Origin of the sequence: Bacillus sp. AG4(2022) (genome assembly GCF_031844465.1) — a bacterium.
Classification (GTDB): Bacteria; Bacillota; Bacilli; order Bacillales; family Cytobacillaceae; genus Bacillus_AB; species Bacillus_AB infantis.
Map to the genome: position 1 here is coordinate 1 of NZ_JAUZVH010000019.1, position 16940 is coordinate 16940.

Annotated in this window: 17 protein-coding genes, 1 tRNA gene, 1 other RNA gene and 1 other annotated feature; of the genes, 13 read left to right on the top strand and 6 right to left on the bottom strand. The window is 47.3% G+C overall.

What is annotated here, in order from left to right:
• Nucleotides 1-792: 792 nt before the first annotated feature.
• Nucleotides 793-1752, bottom strand: a complete 960-nt coding sequence (locus Q9R36_RS25860; protein WP_253615960.1) for a YaaC family protein — start codon at nucleotides 1750-1752, stop codon at nucleotides 793-795.
• A gap of 115 nt (nucleotides 1753-1867) precedes the next feature.
• Here Q9R36_RS25860 and guaB point away from each other — a divergent pair, with 115 nt between their 5' ends.
• From guaB to Q9R36_RS25890, 6 genes are all read left to right on the top strand, one after another.
• The gene (gene guaB / locus Q9R36_RS25865; RefSeq protein WP_009796273.1) at nucleotides 1868-3334 is read left to right on the top strand and encodes an IMP dehydrogenase; all 1467 of its coding nucleotides are present in this window, start codon (nucleotides 1868-1870) and stop codon (nucleotides 3332-3334) included.
• Between the two features lie 247 nt (nucleotides 3335-3581).
• Nucleotides 3582-4931 (top strand): serine hydrolase, encoded by a 1350-nt coding sequence (locus tag Q9R36_RS25870; RefSeq protein WP_311226169.1) that lies wholly within the window; start codon nucleotides 3582-3584, stop codon nucleotides 4929-4931.
• A gap of 209 nt (nucleotides 4932-5140) precedes the next feature.
• On the top strand, nucleotides 5141-6025 hold the full coding sequence (gene pdxS, locus Q9R36_RS25875) for a pyridoxal 5'-phosphate synthase lyase subunit PdxS (protein ID WP_170939624.1): 885 nt from the start codon (nucleotides 5141-5143) through the stop codon (nucleotides 6023-6025).
• An 11-nt stretch (nucleotides 6026-6036) separates the two neighbouring features.
• Nucleotides 6037-6624, top strand: a complete 588-nt coding sequence (gene pdxT / locus Q9R36_RS25880) for a pyridoxal 5'-phosphate synthase glutaminase subunit PdxT (RefSeq protein ID WP_094769988.1) — start codon at nucleotides 6037-6039, stop codon at nucleotides 6622-6624.
• A gap of 53 nt (nucleotides 6625-6677) precedes the next feature.
• Nucleotides 6678-6900, top strand: a binding site (T-box leader).
• A gap of 76 nt (nucleotides 6901-6976) precedes the next feature.
• Nucleotides 6977-8257, top strand: coding sequence for a serine--tRNA ligase (serS, locus tag Q9R36_RS25885; protein ID WP_094769986.1), 1281 nt, complete (start codon nucleotides 6977-6979; stop codon nucleotides 8255-8257).
• A gap of 98 nt (nucleotides 8258-8355) precedes the next feature.
• Nucleotides 8356-8448, top strand: a tRNA-Ser gene (locus Q9R36_RS25890).
• A 195-nt stretch (nucleotides 8449-8643) separates the two neighbouring features.
• On the opposite strand, the gene Q9R36_RS25895 is transcribed toward Q9R36_RS25890, so the two are convergent.
• From Q9R36_RS25895 to Q9R36_RS25910, 4 genes are all read right to left on the bottom strand, one after another.
• Complete coding sequence (locus Q9R36_RS25895) at nucleotides 8644-9312, bottom strand: deoxynucleoside kinase (RefSeq protein WP_009796279.1); 669 nt, start codon at nucleotides 9310-9312, stop codon at nucleotides 8644-8646.
• Complete coding sequence (locus Q9R36_RS25900) at nucleotides 9302-9949, bottom strand: deoxynucleoside kinase (protein ID WP_009796280.1); 648 nt, start codon at nucleotides 9947-9949, stop codon at nucleotides 9302-9304. The genes Q9R36_RS25895 and Q9R36_RS25900 overlap by 11 nt, the downstream gene beginning before the upstream one ends.
• Before the next feature lie 192 nt (nucleotides 9950-10141).
• Nucleotides 10142-11428: a LysM peptidoglycan-binding domain-containing protein gene (locus tag Q9R36_RS25905; protein WP_311226170.1), complete on the bottom strand. Its 1287-nt coding sequence runs from the start codon at nucleotides 11426-11428 to the stop codon at nucleotides 10142-10144.
• 40 nt (nucleotides 11429-11468) lie between these two features.
• Nucleotides 11469-12032 (bottom strand): cysteine hydrolase family protein, encoded by a 564-nt coding sequence (locus Q9R36_RS25910; RefSeq protein ID WP_311226171.1) that lies wholly within the window; start codon nucleotides 12030-12032, stop codon nucleotides 11469-11471.
• Between the two features lie 90 nt (nucleotides 12033-12122).
• Here Q9R36_RS25910 and tadA point away from each other — a divergent pair, with 90 nt between their 5' ends.
• From tadA to Q9R36_RS25930, 4 genes are all read left to right on the top strand, one after another.
• Nucleotides 12123-12650: a tRNA adenosine(34) deaminase TadA gene (tadA, locus tag Q9R36_RS25915; protein WP_311226172.1), complete on the top strand. Its 528-nt coding sequence runs from the start codon at nucleotides 12123-12125 to the stop codon at nucleotides 12648-12650.
• A 77-nt stretch (nucleotides 12651-12727) separates the two neighbouring features.
• Nucleotides 12728-12992: signal recognition particle sRNA large type (ffs, locus tag Q9R36_RS25920), an RNA gene on the top strand.
• Nucleotides 12993-13156: 164 nt separating this feature from the next.
• Nucleotides 13157-14851 carry a DNA polymerase III subunit gamma/tau gene (dnaX, locus tag Q9R36_RS25925; protein WP_311226173.1) on the top strand — a complete coding sequence of 565 codons (1695 nt, stop codon included), beginning with the start codon at nucleotides 13157-13159 and terminating at the stop codon, nucleotides 14849-14851.
• Between the two features lie 21 nt (nucleotides 14852-14872).
• Nucleotides 14873-15193, top strand: a complete 321-nt coding sequence (locus Q9R36_RS25930) for a YbaB/EbfC family nucleoid-associated protein (RefSeq protein WP_022543198.1) — start codon at nucleotides 14873-14875, stop codon at nucleotides 15191-15193.
• On the opposite strand, the gene Q9R36_RS25935 is transcribed toward Q9R36_RS25930, so the two are convergent.
• Nucleotides 15159-15449, bottom strand: coding sequence for a hypothetical protein (locus Q9R36_RS25935; RefSeq protein ID WP_129614198.1), 291 nt, complete (start codon nucleotides 15447-15449; stop codon nucleotides 15159-15161). The two genes, Q9R36_RS25930 and Q9R36_RS25935, sit on opposite strands and share 35 nt — an antisense overlap.
• A 33-nt stretch (nucleotides 15450-15482) precedes the next feature.
• Between Q9R36_RS25935 and recR the strand changes: the two genes are divergently transcribed.
• The 3 genes from recR (at nucleotide 15483) to Q9R36_RS25950 (ending at nucleotide 16655) form a co-directional block, all read left to right on the top strand.
• Entirely contained in the window at nucleotides 15483-16079 is a 597-nt protein-coding gene (gene recR / locus Q9R36_RS25940) for a recombination mediator RecR (RefSeq protein WP_009796287.1), read from the top strand.
• A 15-nt stretch (nucleotides 16080-16094) separates the two neighbouring features.
• Nucleotides 16095-16310, top strand: coding sequence for a YaaL family protein (locus Q9R36_RS25945; RefSeq protein WP_009796288.1), 216 nt, complete (start codon nucleotides 16095-16097; stop codon nucleotides 16308-16310).
• An 81-nt stretch (nucleotides 16311-16391) separates the two neighbouring features.
• Nucleotides 16392-16655, top strand: coding sequence for a pro-sigmaK processing inhibitor BofA family protein (locus tag Q9R36_RS25950; protein ID WP_035403656.1), 264 nt, complete (start codon nucleotides 16392-16394; stop codon nucleotides 16653-16655).
• Nucleotides 16656-16940: the final 285 nt, after the last annotated feature.

The following is a 16940-nucleotide window of genomic DNA, read 5'->3' on the forward strand; positions in this document are numbered from 1 at the left end:
TGAAGAACAGTCTGTGGGACTGTTCTTTTTTTGCGCTTTTTTATTGAATAGGCGAAGTTTTTAATAGGAAATATGCTCTTGGTCGGAAATTAGTGGCCGGCGTGGGCGTATGAGCAGAGTTTTTGTTGAGAATATTGGGGAGAGCAGCTGCTTTGGTTGTGAATTTAATCATTTGGCTTGTTAATCTACCAAATTCGTGGTTTATTTAACCAATTGACCGATTAATTTACCGATTTCCCCATTTAATTTACCATATGCTTCAAAACAGCCATAGCCCGCCGCTATAGATTCCGGATATTGTTTGAAAAGCATGCTGGATGGGCAAAGGGACATTTCCTTGCTTGAAATATTGGGAAGAACGGCTGCTTAAGCTGAGAATTTAATTAATTCAACCGATAATCTACCAATTTTGCGATTTATTTAATCAATTGGCCGACTAATTTACCGGCTCCCCCATTTAATTTACCATATGCCTTAAATACCTGATAAAGCTCCCCAGCCTAAATACGGGCAAGTACATCCAGTGCCAGTGCCAATCAACCAGCGTCCAGCGGCATGAAAGCCCACCAGCCCACCAGTCAAAACCCTGTCCGAAGCTCTGCTTTCAAAATAGCCTCATCCCAGCCCAACACTGTTAGCAGCCTCACTCCCTATTTCAACCACATATATTCCCGCCGCTTCACAACATAGACTTTTAAAGCTAAAACTTCTTAACGCCGTCCTAATTTCAGCCTCACCACCAAGTTCCGCTCCTAATCACTAGCTCACCAGATCCTGATCCGGCACCACTAATTACTTCTGCCCAATCAAATACTGATACACCAAATATGGGCCCTTCAGCAGAGTGATCTCCAGAAAAGAATGGATAAAGGGGTAGTCCTTATTCGGCATCATTTTCATCAGTTCGCTCCACCATTCGGTTTCATAACGCGCAATCATGCTGAGATTGTACAGCAGCAGATAATGAAGGAGCAGCTCCGGGAAATTGACAAGGTTTCCTTTCGTGAGGGGAAAGGAAAGGCTGCCCTCTTGGATATTGAACTTAAGCGGTCTTATATCGTGCGGCGGGACCTGACCGCAAGAGAAAGTAATCTTGCCGCTTTCTCCCTGTGCGGGGGACTCGATATCATAGCTGCCCTTTGAGTTGAAATAGTCAATAAATCTTTCTTCTGTCATATGAAATTGATCAAGAATAGAAGCTGGCATTGTAAGTTGGCCGTTTGCCAATTCTATGCCGGCAAAGGCAGGGCTTCCCTCTGTCTGCTGAAAAAGCTCATTTAATTCAGGAATATATTTAAAAAGCTCCCCCATTTCAATTTTGTCGCCTTCCATATGTTTCATGTGAAACAGCTTATCGGCCATAAAAGGAAACAGCCCGGTTTTTTGAAATTTTACTTCATCCTCAAAAAAGCTGTATTGCTGCTTCTTCCTTTTCCTTGTTGAAACTCCATGAGCGAGGACGGAGGTTGTTTCCGGATAGTTTGGATCCGCCGTCAGAATGGATGCTTTGATCAGATGGACCAGTCCATAGAACAGCATGATAGGCTGGATCAGCAGCGGGGATTTGGCTGCCTGTTCATAATATATTTTTCCATGTTCCAAATAATAAATAAAAGGATAGCAGTTCTCATAGCTTTTCGCTTCAGGCTGGTCGATGCCATGCCTTGTATAGCATTTTTTTAAATAAGCCTGTGTGTTTTCTGCCGAAAAGAAGACAGAATATGAACTCCAGCCGTTGTATGAATTGATCATCCTTTATACCTCTTTTAATTTTTTGAAAAATCGAACATATCAATCTGTTCTTGACAGTATTTTGTCCAATTGATAACCTACTAATAATATTTTCGAGTAAATGGGGGCTAAAAAGATGTGGGAAAGCAAGTTTGTTAAAGAAGGATTAACATTTGATGATGTGTTATTGGTTCCGGCAAGATCAGAAGTGCTTCCGAAAGATGTACAGCTTCATGTAGACCTGACAGACAAGGTCCGCCTGAATATCCCGATCATCTCAGCCGGCATGGACACAGTAACAGAGGCAGAAATGGCAATTGCCATGGCAAGGGCAGGCGGCCTCGGAATCATCCACAAGAATATGTCCATCGAGCAGCAGGCTGACCAGGTTGACAAAGTCAAGCGCTCCGAAAGCGGCGTAATTACAGATCCATTCTTCCTCACGCCCGACCAGCAGGTTTTCGATGCTGAGCATCTAATGGGCAAGTACCGCATCTCAGGTGTCCCGATCGTTAACAACAACGATGAACAGAAATTGGTGGGCATCATTACAAACCGTGATCTTCGTTTCATCCAAGACTACTCGATTAAAATTTCAGACGTTATGACAAAAGAAAATCTTGTAACGGCACCGGTGGGAACAACACTGGAAGAAGCCGAGAGCATTTTGCAGAAATATAAAATTGAAAAGCTTCCGCTCGTTGATCAGGAGGGTGTACTTAAAGGGCTGATTACCATCAAGGATATTGAAAAAGTGATCGAATTCCCGAATTCAGCCAAGGATCGCCAGGGAAGGCTCCTTGCAGGCGCAGCTGTCGGTGTGACAAAGGATACGATGAAAAGGGTTGAAATGCTTGTGAAGGCAAGTGTAGACGTCCTTGTAGTCGATACGGCGCACGGACATTCAAAAGGGGTATTGGACACAGTCAGGCAAATCAGGGAGGCTTACCCTGAGGTAGCCATCATCGCTGGAAATGTTGCTACTGCTGAAGCTACTAAGGATTTGATCGAAGCAGGAGCTGATGTTGTAAAAGTCGGTATCGGACCTGGTTCCATCTGTACGACAAGGGTTGTCGCCGGCGTCGGCGTACCGCAGATCACAGCGGTGTATGACTGTGCCACAGAGGCCAGGAAGCATGGCAAAGCCATCATCGCCGATGGAGGCATCAAGTACTCTGGTGATATCGTTAAGTCCCTTGCTGCCGGCGGACATGCCGTCATGCTAGGAAGCCTGCTCGCAGGCGTCTCCGAAAGCCCGGGCGAAACGGAAATCTTCCAGGGACGCCGCTTCAAGGTCTACCGCGGAATGGGCTCGGTCGGAGCAATGGAGAAGGGTTCAAAGGACCGCTATTTCCAGGAAGACAACAAAAAGTTCGTTCCAGAAGGAATTGAAGGAAGGCTTCCATACAAAGGGCCGTTATCTGATACGATTTACCAGCTGGTCGGAGGGATCCGTTCGGGAATGGGCTATTGCGGAAGCAAGGATTTGACTGACTTAAGAGAAAAGGCGCAGTTCATCAGGATGACAGGTGCCGGGCTCCGTGAAAGCCATCCGCATGATGTGCAGATCACAAAAGAAGCTCCGAACTATTCTTTATCATAAAAATCAGGCCATAGCATCGGATGCTGATGCTATGGCAATAAAGGTCCCAGGTTATTTTCCTGGGCCTTATTTTTTTGCTTATTCAGGGTACCATGCACCCATCAGTATCAGCTGTCATTTTTCAATCAGCACATCGAATGGCCTACATAATTCTATGTCCAATTAATGGGTATTTACTCTGTCTATGTTTTCAGAAACAGATATGTTAAAATAACGAAGGTGTATATAAAGGTTGGAGGGCATTACAGTGAAAAAACATTTTTATCGGAAGTATGTTGCTAGTTTCCTTGTTTGTATGATGGTGATAGGCCTTTTTCCCGGCCTGAATAAGGCGAGTGCAGATGATGCTTTGAATATCAACGCGGATGCTGCGATCGTGGTAGAGGCTGAGACAGGCAAAGTCCTTTATTCGAAGAATGCGGATAAAGTGCTTGGCATCGCGAGCATGACAAAGATTATGACAGAATACCTGCTGCTTGAGGCCATCAAAGAAGGGAAAGTCAAATGGGATCAGGAGTATGCAGTCAGTGAATATGTTTGGAAGGTTTCACAGGATAGAGCACTGTCTAATGTCCCTTTAAGAAGAGATGGAAAATATAATATCAAAGAATTATATGAAGCTATGTCTATTTACTCTGCCAATGGTGCAACGATTGCCATTGCGGAGACCATTGCCGGTTCTGAAAGTAATTTCGTAAAAATGATGAATGATAAAGCCGAGGAGCTTGGCTTGAAAGATTACAAATTTGTCAATTCCTCAGGTTTGAATAATCGTGACTTAAAAGGCTCCCACCAGGTGGGCGGAGCAGAGGATGAGAATGTCATGTCCGCACGTGCTACAGCCAAGCTGGCACAGCGCCTGCTGCATGATTATCCGGAAATACTGGAGACCACCAGCATTCCGACTAAGAACTTCAGAGAAGGCACTGATGATGAAATCAAGATGGATAACTGGAACTGGATGCTTCCAAGCCTTGTATTCGGCTATGAGGGAGTGGACGGGCTTAAAACGGGTACGACCGATTTTGCCGGCTACTGCTTCACTGGTACGGCTACCCGTGACGGTAACCGCTATATCACAGTTGTGATGAATGCCAAGGGTGAAGGGAATTCCGGTTCTTATAAATCCCGTTTTGATGAAACAAGAAAAATGCTTGATTATGCTTTCAGCAATTTTTCCAAAGAAGAAATCATTGCGAAGAACTATCAGGTAAAGGGCCAGAAAACACTGCCTGTCACTAAAGGCAAGGAAGACAGCGTGAAGATCCAGGCGAAGAACGCTATCGAGCTTGTCGTGAAGAATGGGGAGAAGGAAAGCTACAAGCCTGAGCTTGTCCTTGATAAAGACAAGCTTGATAAAGACGGCAATCTGACGGCACCTGTGAAAAAAGGCGAAAAGATCGGCTACCTGACTTTGAAATCAGACAAAGAAAACGGCCTTGACTTTCTTTCAGGAAAAGGCGGTATCCAGGTTGATGTCGTCGCGGCTGAAAGTGTAGAAAAGGCAAATTGGTTCGTGCTGACAATGCGCGGGATCGGCGGCTTCTTCGGAGATCTTTGGGGCAGCATTTCTTCAGCAGTAAAAGGCTGGTTCTAATTTTTAAAATGGACTGGCTTTAACCGGAAGAAAATAAAAATCCGGAAGAGTCTGATAAAAAAGGGTTCCTTGTCTTGACAGGGACCCTTTTTTATTGTTTATTTTCATTAGGGGAACTGGACGAATTCCTATCGAATTAATATATTTTCCTATAAATTAATGGGTATTTTGCCTGTTAAAAGCAGATGGTATTACAGAAGGGGGATTTTATAGTGAAGACAGGTACAGATCGAGTAAAGCGCGGAATGGCAGAAATGCAAAAGGGCGGCGTAATCATGGACGTTGTCAACGCTGAGCAGGCTAAGATTGCTGAAGAGGCCGGCGCAGTCGCAGTCATGGCACTGGAGCGGGTTCCATCCGATATCCGTGCTGCCGGCGGTGTGGCCAGGATGGCAGACCCCCGCATTGTTGAGGAAGTCATGAATGCTGTAACGATTCCTGTTATGGCTAAAGGCAGAATTGGCCATATCGTGGAAGCCCGTGTATTAGAAGCAATGGGCGTTGATTATATAGATGAGAGTGAAGTGCTCACTCCTGCTGATGAAGAGTATCACTTAAATAAAAGGGACTTTACGGTTCCGTTTGTATGCGGATGCCGCGACCTTGGCGAGGCTGCCCGCAGGATCGGTGAAGGAGCGGCAATGCTTCGCACTAAAGGCGAGCCGGGAACAGGCAATATCGTTGAAGCGGTACGCCATATCCGCAAGGTAAATGCACAGGTGCGCAAGGTTGTCGGCATGAATCTGGATGAGCTGATGACTGAAGCTAAGCTTCTCGGAGCCCCTTACGAGCTTCTTCTCGAAATTAAGGAGCTTGGCCGCCTTCCGGTCGTTAACTTCGCTGCAGGCGGCGTTGCGACACCTGCTGATGCTGCTTTAATGATGGAGCTTGGTGCAGACGGCGTATTCGTTGGTTCAGGCATCTTCAAGTCCGATAATCCAGCCAAGTTTGCGAGAGCGATCGTAGAGGCGACTACCCATTATCAGGATTACAAGCTGATTGCTGAATTGTCAAAAGAACTTGGAACACCGATGAAAGGCATCGAAATCTCATCACTGGCTCCTGAAGCTCGTATGCAGGAGCGCGGTTGGTAAGGAGAATGAATATGGTTAAAGTAGGCGTATTGGGCCTTCAGGGGGCTGTCAGGGAGCATGTCCGTTCCATTGAAGCCTGCGGAGCGGAGGCAGTCGTCATCAAGCGGAGAGAGCAGCTTGCGGAAGTGGACGGACTGATCATCCCGGGCGGCGAAAGCACAACGATGCGCCGCCTGATCGATAAATATGATTTCATGGAAGAGCTAAGGTCATTTTCCCAATCAGGGAAACCGATGTTCGGTACATGCGCTGGCCTCATCCTGCTGGCAAAGACAGTTTCCGGCTATGCAGAACCGCATATCGGCGTCATGGATGTCGAGGTGGAGCGCAATTCTTTCGGAAGGCAGCGGGAGAGCTTTGAAGCGCCCCTTGATATTGCAGGAGTGGCAGAGGACTTTGAAGCTGTCTTCATCCGTGCACCGCATATTCTGCAGGCAGGCGAGAATGTTGAAGTGCTCGCGAAGCATGATGGCCGCATCGTGGCTGCGAGGGAAGGCCAATTCCTGGGCTGTTCATTCCATCCTGAGCTGACGGAGGATCACCGTCTCACAGCCTATTTTGTGGAAATGGTGAAAGAAGCCCAGGCAAATTTAGTTTGAATAATTGGTTGCAAATAGCGCATAATTGTAGTAAATTATTATAAAATTACATTCGAAACGCATTGAGAGGAATTAGTAGCGGAAATCCCATTCCAATAGAGAGCCGGTGGCTGGTGGAAACCGGTGGTGGGATCCTGTGAATCCGTCCTTGAGCAAAAGCATGGAAAGCCTGCATGGGCGAGTAAGTGCTTTCGGTTAAAAACCGTTATGGATTTAAGGTGGAAGGCAATTTTGCCTTCAACTAGGGTGGCAACGCGGGTAACTCCCGTCCCTTTTTTGGGACGGGGGTTTTTTGTTTTTTTCGCGGGTGCCGCTCATATGCCTATCGAATGTATGAAGAGGAGGAAGCAGCATGCTTGATATTAAATATTTACGAAGCAATTTTGAAGAAGTGAAGAACCGTCTGCAGCACCGCGGAGAGGATCTTGGCGACCTTGGGAAATTTGAAGATCTTGATGTAAGGCGCCGTGAGCTGATCATGGAAACAGAGCAGCTGAAGAGCAGAAGGAATGAGGTTTCCCAGCAGGTAGCTGTACTTAAGCGTGAAAAGAAAGATGCGGACAGCCTGATTGCCGAGATGAGGGAAGTAGGAGACAAGATCAAAGCATTTGATGAAGAGCTCCGCACAGTGGAAGAATCATTGGACAGCCTTTTGATGAGCATTCCGAATATCCCGCATGAAAGCGTTCCGGTCGGTGAGACGGAAGACGATAATGTCGAGGCGAGAAAATGGGGCAATGTCCGTGATTTCAGCTTCGAGCCGAAGCCTCACTGGGATGTTGCCACTGACCTGGACATCCTTGACTTTGAGAGGGCCGGCAAGGTTACGGGAAGCCGCTTTGTATTCTACAAAGGCCTTGGCGCCCGCTTAGAGCGTGCTTTATTTAACTTCATGCTTGATCTTCACACAGAAGAGCATGGCTATATGGAAGTCCTTCCTCCATATATGGTCAACCGTGCCAGCATGACAGGCACTGGGCAGCTGCCAAAGTTCGAAGAAGATGCCTTCCTGATCGAAAGTGAAGACTACTTCCTGATTCCGACAGCAGAAGTGCCTGTTACAAACATGCACAGGGATGAAATCCTGACGAATGAACAGCTTCCGATCAATTATGCCGCATTCAGTGCTTGCTTCCGTTCTGAAGCGGGGTCTGCGGGCCGCGATACAAGGGGTCTGATCCGCCAGCATCAATTCAATAAGGTGGAGCTTGTGAAGTTTGTCCGTCCTGAAGATTCTTATGAAGAGCTTGAAAAACTGACAGGACATGCTGAAAAGGTTCTGCAGCTGCTTGGCCTGCCGTACCGTGTGCTCAGCATGTGCACAGGCGATCTCGGATTCACAGCTGCCAAGAAATACGATATCGAAGTCTGGATCCCAAGCTACGGGACCTACCGTGAGATTTCTTCTTGCAGTAACTTTGAAGCCTTCCAGGCACGCCGTGCGAACATCCGTTTCCGCCGCGAGCCTAAGGGCAAGCCTGAGCATCTTCATACCCTGAATGGCTCTGGCCTCGCGATCGGCCGTACGGTTGCCGCTATCCTTGAAAACTACCAGCAGGAAGACGGAAGTGTCATCATTCCGGAAGTATTAAGACCGTATATGGGCAATAAAGAAGTAATCGGCAAAGCATAAAGCATTCCACCTGGACGGGTGTTAAAAACCCGTCCAATTTTTTTTGAAATAATGTTGACTTCTTATTGGAGAGCTGATAGAATAAATCTTGTCGATACGGAGGTATACCCAAGTCTGGCTGAAGGGATCGGTCTTGAAAACCGACAGGCGGGTAACACCGCGCGGGGGTTCGAATCCCTCTACCTCCTCCATTATAAAATCAACCATAGCGCATAACTATTGGAGATACATAAAAAGCCGCTGCATTTTGCAGCGGCTTTTTTATGTTTTCAAGAATGCAAATGTGGTTTCAGCTGACTTTTCTGGAATCCTTCCAAATAAAAATAAGCCCGGCGTTTGTGCCGGGCTTATTTTGTATCTCACTCCAGAGAACATAATCTGCTGTTTTACTTTTTCAGCAGCTGCGACTGCTTCAGAAAGACGGAGATTTTTTCAATGACAGGCTCAATGGAGGCGCCATCAGCCATCAGGTCATAATCATTGATGTTCAGGCGCAGGACTGGGCAAGCATTGAATGTGTTGATCCAGTTTTCATAGCGTTCATGCATTTCTTCCCAGTAGGATACAGGTGTCTGCTGCTCCATCGGGCGCCCTCTTTCCTGGATCCTGGATAAGATGTCTTCAATGGATCCTTCCAGGTAAATCAGCAGGTCGGGATGAGGGAAGTATGGTGTCATGACCATTGCATCGAACAGGCTTGTGTATGTTTCATAGTCCACCTGGGACATGGTTCCTTTTTCATGATGCATCTTGGCAAAAATGCCGGTATCTTCGTAAATGGAACGGTCCTGGATAAAGCCGCCGCCATATTCAAAGATGCGTTTCTGCTCCTTGAAGCGTTCGGCAAGGAAATAAATCTGCAGATGGAAGCTCCACCTGTCGAAATCTGCATAAAATTTGTCCAGGTAAGGATTGGTGTCCACTTTTTCAAATGAGGTGCGAAAGCCCAGAGCACCCGCAAGCGCATTGGTCATTGTCGATTTCCCTACCCCGACCGTACCAGCAATGGTAATCACGGAATTTCCGGGAATTTCGTACTTATTCCTAAGATTCATGGTGATAAGCTCCTTTAATTAAAGATAGGGAAAGGCTGTCCAAAATTTGAGAGAGATCTTCTTTATTTTTCACAAAATCCAGATCATCGCCGCTGAAGCGCAGAACCGGAATATCAGGGTGCTGTTCAGTGAACAGGTTCATGGCGTTCTCATAATCAATTGACAGCTGCTCCAGATAGAGCGGGCTGATATTCTTTTCAATCTCCCGGCCCCGCAGCCTGATCCGCTGCAGGAGCGTCTCGAGGCTTGCGTGAAGGTAGATGATGACATTAGGCCTTGGCATATCACTTGTCAGGATATCGTAGATCTTCACATATTTTTGGAATTCTGCCGGGCTCAGCGTCCTTTCGGCAAAAACGAGGTTTTTGAGAATATGGTAATCGGCAACAACGGCCTTGTTATTGGCTAAATAATCAGTATTGATGTCTCCGAGCTGCTTATAGCGGTTGCACAGGAAAAACATTTCCGTCTGGAAGCTCCATTCCTCAATGTTGTCATAAAACTTCCCAAGAAAAGGATTTTCATCTACAATCTCTTTCAGCAGTGCAAATTGAAAATGCTCGGAAATGGCCTTTGCCAGCGAGGTTTTCCCTACGCCGATCGGGCCTTCAACGGTAATAAAAGGTGTCCCCCCCACAGTGTGGCCTCCTTATTGTTCTTATTTATCTATGTCCAGTTATCCTTTAAATCGACTTTTAACGACACAAAAAATATTTTAACACACTATACAGTGGAAGGGATATGGAATTTCTTCAGGCAAAAAATATAAAAAAAGCCATGGATCAGACTGACCCATAGCTTCCTGTGCACCCAGGCGAAAATGCCTTCGTTACTCCCGTTTTGTCACATTAAAATTGTCTGTGATCAACAGCCAGTTCTGGGGAAAAGACAGGCCGAGCTTCCAGTAGCTCATCCCCCTCAGATTCAATTCCTTCATAAGATCGAATTTTGCCTGGATTGACCTCGCATCCTCAAACCACACCTCATGCCGCTTCCCGTCGATGTCTGTATAGTTGAACAGTGGGGCCTGCGATTTCGTATTATAGCGGATGGGCACATTGTTCTCCGCTGCCAGCTCGATGGCCTGCTGCGGGCTCAGCGCCCTTGCGGTAGTACCCTGGACAAATGGAAGGGTCCAGTCATAGCCGTACAGATTTTGGCCCATCATGATCTTGGAGGACGGCATTTCGCTTACTGCATATTCCAGGACCTCCCGGACAGGGCCGATCGGGGAAACGGCCTGGGCAGGGCCGCCGCTGTAGCCCCACTCATAGGTCATGATAACGACAAAATCCACGATTTCCCCGTGTGCCTTATAATCATGGGCTTCATACCAGCGTCCCTTCTGGCCGGCGCTCGTCTTCGGCGCGAGGGCGGTAGAAATGAGCCAGCCTTCCCGGCTGAACCGGGCCTTTGCTTTTCGTAAAAACCGGTTGTATGCCTCCCGGTCCTCAGGACGTAAGTATTCGAAGTCAAAATGGATATCCCTGAAGCCGTACTTCTTGGCTGCGGCAGTTATATTATCCAGAAACTTATCCTGCACAGGTATATCATTCAGGAGGATCCGGCCAAGCTCATCATTGAACTGGTCATTCTCCTGGTTGGTGATGACCATCATCAGCACATTGTTATTCGCTTTGGCGATGGCCGGGAAATTATTGAGGAGCGGCTCTTTAAGACCGCCATCCCTCAGGGCCTGGAAGCTGAAGGGTGCCAGATAGGTGAGGTAGGGTGCAGCTTCACGCGCTCCTTCCTCAAGTGCAGGGGCAACAGATGTACCCCTCGGTTCTACATAGGCATTGAATTCAGCCGCTGTTTTCGGCCGCGGCGGCAGGTAGAGGCGCAAGCCCGGCTGGAGAGGCTGTGATGCCGAAATCCGGTTGATGGTTGCTATTTCCTGAACCGGAATCCCTGTCCGCCGGGAAATGGCAGACAAAGTATCGCCTGGCTGAACCCAGTAAAAGCGCCCTGTGATCGGGATCACCAGCGCCTGGCCGACAACGAGCCTGTCGGGATTGGGGAGTTCATTGGCCTGTGAAATATCGGCTGCCGTCGTGCCATAAGCCTGAGCGATCCCTGTCAGGGACTGTCCTGCCCGCACTATATGGATTTGCATATTCATTTCCCCCTTAATGGCAAATTACGCTACCATCATTTTATGAAGGGAAACAGGCTGAAATGCTATTTTTCTCAGAGAAGGGTTCTGTGCGGGCATTGAGGACGTTCTTCATCATTTTCAGGGCATTTTCGTTGTCATGGTCATCATTGGAAGCAAGGCAATTTTCAGGGACGTACAAGTTGTATTCTCTCATATAGGCGTCATTCGCCGTAAAAAGGACGCAAATATTCCCGGCTACACCGGTGATGATCAGATTTTTGACATTTAACTGAAGAAGCAGGGTGTTAAGTGCAGTGCCGTAAAAAGCGGAGTGCTTCGGCTTGATCAAAAAGTAGTCTTCATCAGAAGGGTAGAGGCAGTCAATGATGTCCCTGCTGTTTTCATTCCGGCAGTAATCGGCTATCTTTTCAAAGTCGGCTTGCCAAAGGCTGTAATGATCATTAACATAGATGACAGGAATAGCTTCAGCAGCGCATTTTTCCTTTAATGTTTTTATGGGACCGGAGATTTTCTCAGCTTTTGCGGCTAGAATTTCACCCTCCGGAAAATCAAAATTATTGATCATGTCTATAATTAAGAGTGCTGTAGATGATTCTTTCATGTCAGTTCTCTCCTTTGGGTCTATTGTGAGCACTAAAGGCTATATACACCCTTGGTATATTTTTAAACATAAGGGATGGTAGGAAAAAAGATGAATATTACTTACAATGACGATGATTATATGAAGGAAGCAATAGAAGAGGCGAAAAAGGCAGGCGAGCTTGGGGAGGTTCCGATCGGGGCCGTTGTGGTCCTGGACGGGAAGATAATCAGCCGCGCCCATAATCTCCGTGAGTCGAACCAGAATGCGGTGGCGCATGCTGAACTCCTTGCCATTGAGGAAGCCTGCGGGATGCTTGGGACATGGAGGCTTGAGGATGCTGTACTTTATGTCACATTAGAGCCGTGCGCCATGTGTTCGGGCGCCATCATTCTCTCCCGCATCAAGAGGGTTGTATATGGAGCGTCCGATCCAAAGGGCGGCTGTGTGGGCACATTCATGAATCTGCTACAGGATGAAAGATTCAACCACCAGAGCGAGGTATCAGCAGGGGTGCTGGAAGAAGAATGCGGCAGCCTGCTGACCGATTTCTTCCGGGCTCTCCGCGAACGGAAAAAGGAAGAGAAAAGGCGGCGAAAACAGCTGCTGGATCTGCAAGAAGGAATTGACAGGCCATAGGCATTGCAATTTCGTCCGAAACTTAGTATACTGATTATGCGTCACAAACGACGCAGCCAAATATGGTATCAATTTTGCCGTGCTAAGCGGGGAGGTAGCGGTGCCCTGTACTCGCAATCCGCTCTAGCGAGGCTGAACTCCTTCCTGAGGCTGGTGTCCTGTAGGGCCTGCCTTAAGTAAGTGGTGTTGACGCCCGGGTCCTGCGCAATGGGAATCCATGAACCATGTCAGGTCCGGAAGGAAGCAGCATTAAGTGGTCCCTCCCATGTGCCGCAGGGTTGCCTGGGCCGAGCTAACTGCTTAAGTAACGCTTATGGGAGCCAGTCGACGGAAGGTGCACGGCAGTTATAATGATAAAAGCAAAGCTCATCCCGGTCAGGGGTGGGTTTTTTTATGCATGTTCCTGCTGGAAAATTGCTCCTCCGGATATTTGCAATCCTTTTTGGAAAATAGGAACTGATACGGTATAATAGAGATAGAAAAGCAGTTAGGAAGGGGGCGCGAAGATGAGTTACCAGGCATTATATCGTGTCTGGCGTCCACAGCAGTTCATAGATGTTGTAGGGCAGGAACACGTAACCAAAACATTGCAGAACGCCCTGCTTCAGCAGAAAACCTCTCATGCATACTTATTTTCCGGGCCCAGGGGGACGGGAAAGACGAGTGCGGCCAAAATACTGGCCAAAACCGTCAACTGTGAAAGGGCTCCGATCAGCGAGCCTTGCAATGAGTGTGATTCCTGCATTGGCATTACGAATGGCTCCATACCGGACGTGATTGAAATCGATGCGGCCTCCAACAACGGTGTGGAAGAGATTCGGGATATTAGGGACAAAGTCAAATATGCACCCAGTGCAGTCAAATATAAAGTATATATCGTCGATGAGGTTCATATGCTTTCGATCGGCGCCTTCAATGCACTATTAAAAACACTTGAAGAGCCTCCGAAGCATGTTATGTTCATTCTTGCTACAACAGAACCCCACAAGATTCCGCTCACCATCATTTCAAGATGCCAGCGCTTTGACTTCAAGCGCATAACGGCACAGTCGATCGTCGGCCGGATGAAAATGATAGTGGATGAGACCGGGGTGCAGTATGAAGAGAATGCCCTCCATATCGTTGCCCGGGCTGCCGAGGGAGGGATGAGGGATGCTCTCAGCCTCCTTGATCAGGCGATATCCTTCAGCCAGGACAGAGTGACGGCGGAGGATGCCCTCACAGTAACAGGAGCCGTTTCCCAGGGATTCCTGAATAAACTGTCCAGAAACGTCATGGAAAAAGATGCTGCAGGTGCGCTGGAAGCACTGGAGACCCTCCTGTTTCAGGGGAAGGATCCTTCCAGGTTTATCGAGGACTTCATCTTATATTACAGGGACATGCTTTTATACAAGGCAGCTCCTTCACTGGATGAGTCGCTCGAACGCGTCATGCTTGATGAAGAATTCAAGGCATTGGCTGAAGAGATTGATCCTCAGCAGCTGTACAGCCTGATTGAAATTCTGAATAAAGCCCAGCAGGAAATGCGCTGGACCAACCATCCAAGGATTTTCCTTGAGGTAGCCATCATGAAGCTCTGCCAGCTTGAGGGTACAGAGAAAAAGGCGGCTGCCGATATTGAACCTCTCATGAGAAAAATCGAACAGCTTCAAGAGGAGCTGGCTGAGCTGAAGAAAAATGGGGTCACCGTTTCGGGTGCGGCTGAGCCTGCCCAGAAGAAGCAGGCACAGAGAACCTCAAGAAAAGGATTCCAGGCGCCTGAAGGGAAAATTAATGAAATCCTGAAAAATGCAACGAAAAATGACCTGAATGCCGTAAAGGGCAAATGGGGCGATATGCTGGGAAGGCTCGTGCATAACCAGATGCGGTCCCAGGCCGCTCTGCTGAATGAAGCAGAGCCGGTCGCTGCTTCAGCGGATGCGTTCATCGTTAAATTTAAATATGAAATACACTGTCAAATGGCCATGGATAATGCTAAATTTATAGAAACGATATCCGGTGCCATCCAGGAATTGACCGGACAAAGGAAACAGGTTGTCGGGGTGCCTGAAGAGCAGTGGCAGCGGATACGGGGCAGTTTTCTGAACAGCGGGCATCGCGATGAGCCTTCTGAAGGCAGCGGGCTTGGCGCCCCGGAAGACGACCTGGTCGTATCCGAAGCACAAAAGCTGTTCGGGGATTTAGTCGAAATCAAAGAATAAAACTATTTGGAGGTAAAGAATATGCGTGGAATGGGCAATATGCAAAACATGATGAAGCAAATGCAGAAAATGCAGAAGAAAATGGCCGAGGCTCAGGAAGAGCTGGGGGAAAAAAGAATTGAAGGTACTGCAGGCGGCGGAATGGTGACAGTCATCGTTTCCGGACACAAGCAAGTCCTTGAAGTCAATATTAAAGAAGAAGTAGTAGATCCGGAAGATATCGATATGCTTCAGGACCTCGTACTTGCAGCAACAAATGACGCCCTTAAAAAGGCTGATGATCTGACAAATGATACAATGGGGCAGTTTACAAAAGGAATGAACCTGCCTGGAATGTTTTAAAAGCCGAAGCGGAGTTAATCTCCGCTTTAAAAATGCCTGAAAAAGCAAAAAAGGCGTGAATACGAATGGGGGCAGGCAAAAGGGCGGCAGGAAACAGGCATTGTCTTATGCTTGTCGTCCCTGGGCAAGCCGCTTTCGCATTTCTTGATTGTCCAGCTGCGGGCGCTATCGGCTCGAGGTCATAAGCCAAACTGGCCAAAAGGTTAAAGAACAAACCTTTCGGCCAGTTCGTCTTATGCTTGTCGCCGATGAGCAAGCGCCCTCCGCATTTCTATATAGGAGGAGTAGTATGCATTATCCTGAACCGATATCTAAGTTGATAGACAGCTTTATGAAGCTGCCGGGGATCGGCCCGAAAACAGCCGCTCGCCTGGCTTTTTTTGTCCTTAGCATGAAGGAAGACACCGTTCTTGATTTTGCTAAGGCGCTGGTGAATGCCAAACGAAATTTATCTTACTGCTCGGTGTGCGGCCATATTACCGATCAGGATCCCTGTTATATCTGCGAGGATCAGCGCAGGGACAGGAGTGTAATTTGTGTTCTGCAGGATCCTAAGGATGTTATCGCCATGGAAAAAATGAAGGAATTCAACGGCCTGTACCACGTTCTCCACGGCGCTATTTCTCCGATGGACGGAATAGGACCGGAAGATATCAATATACCTGACCTTTTAAAAAGGCTGCAGGATGAGACGGTGGAAGAAGTTATACTGGCGACCAACCCAAATATTGAAGGGGAAGCGACAGCAATGTACATTTCGCGCCTCCTTAAGCCATCCGGTATCAAAATTACAAGGATTGCCCATGGTCTGCCGGTGGGCGGAGATCTGGAATATGCAGATGAAGTCACGCTTTCCAAGGCACTCGAGGGAAGAAGAGAGGTTTAAGCAGGAGGTGTATACATGTTTTTCCGTAAAAAAGGAAAGCTTCGCAATGAATTTGATGAACAGCTTCTCATGCAGCTTAATAGTTTGAAGGATGAATGGTATAACCAGAAAAGGCTGCTTGAAAAAAGCTTTGATCCTTCTGCGGAAGTTTTGGCGCAAACCAAGCTGGCGGAGGCTAAATACTTTTATTTATTTAAGGAAGCAAAGGCCAGGAAGATATCTGTTAGATGAACCAAGGGGCAATCAGGTCTTTTTTCATCTCTCTTCTCATAAATTTGTAGTAGTACAGGCTAATGGGAGAGGATGATGAGGATGGAACCGATACTGGTAATAACCATTTTGGGCGGGCTGATATTGTTATTACTATTTATAGGGGCTCCGTTTAAGCCGCTTAAGTTTTTGGGACAGGGAGTCATCAAAATTCTGATAGGAGCACTGTTCCTGTTTTTTCTTAATGCTTTCGGAGGCCAGTTTGGCTTATATGTCCCTATTAATCTGGCAACAACAGCTGTTTCGGGCTTTTTGGGACTGCCTGGAGTGTTTGCCCTGGCTGCTATTCAGACCTGGATTCTATAAAAGGCTTTACGCTGGAACAGCTATTCTGATGGCTGTTCTTTGCTTTTGCCTGGATGGATGATCAAAAAACCCTGAAAGGCTGACCAGAATAAAAATAAGAAAAACTATATATTCACTGTTGACGATAGTGAAATATGGTGATATTATATTAAAGGTCGTCACAATGACGCAAACGAGAAAAAATAACCTTCAAAAAGTTGTTGACTTAGTTTGCTGACGGTGATATACTAATAAAGTTGCTTCGAGAGAAGTGATAGAGATTGTTCTTTGAAAACTGAACGAACA

Excerpts from the sequence above, each read along its gene's own strand:
- Q9R36_RS25860 (WP_253615960.1), bottom strand. The coding sequence starts at position 1,752 with ATGATCAATTCATACAACGGCTGGAGTTCATATTCTGTCTTCTTTTCG.
- guaB (WP_009796273.1), top strand. The coding sequence starts at position 1,868 with ATGTGGGAAAGCAAGTTTGTTAAAGAAGGATTAACATTTGATGATGTG.
- pdxT (WP_094769988.1), top strand. The coding sequence starts at position 6,037 with ATGGTTAAAGTAGGCGTATTGGGCCTTCAGGGGGCTGTCAGGGAGCAT.
- serS (WP_094769986.1), top strand. The coding sequence starts at position 6,977 with ATGCTTGATATTAAATATTTACGAAGCAATTTTGAAGAAGTGAAGAAC.
- Q9R36_RS25895 (WP_009796279.1), bottom strand. The coding sequence starts at position 9,312 with ATGAATCTTAGGAATAAGTACGAAATTCCCGGAAATTCCGTGATTACC.
- Q9R36_RS25905 (WP_311226170.1), bottom strand. The coding sequence starts at position 11,428 with ATGCAAATCCATATAGTGCGGGCAGGACAGTCCCTGACAGGGATCGCT.
- Q9R36_RS25910 (WP_311226171.1), bottom strand. The coding sequence starts at position 12,032 with ATGAAAGAATCATCTACAGCACTCTTAATTATAGACATGATCAATAAT.
- tadA (WP_311226172.1), top strand. The coding sequence starts at position 12,123 with ATGAATATTACTTACAATGACGATGATTATATGAAGGAAGCAATAGAA.
- dnaX (WP_311226173.1), top strand. The coding sequence starts at position 13,157 with ATGAGTTACCAGGCATTATATCGTGTCTGGCGTCCACAGCAGTTCATA.
- Q9R36_RS25930 (WP_022543198.1), top strand. The coding sequence starts at position 14,873 with ATGCGTGGAATGGGCAATATGCAAAACATGATGAAGCAAATGCAGAAA.
- recR (WP_009796287.1), top strand. The coding sequence starts at position 15,483 with ATGCATTATCCTGAACCGATATCTAAGTTGATAGACAGCTTTATGAAG.
- Q9R36_RS25945 (WP_009796288.1), top strand. The coding sequence starts at position 16,095 with ATGTTTTTCCGTAAAAAAGGAAAGCTTCGCAATGAATTTGATGAACAG.
- Q9R36_RS25950 (WP_035403656.1), top strand. The coding sequence starts at position 16,392 with ATGGAACCGATACTGGTAATAACCATTTTGGGCGGGCTGATATTGTTA.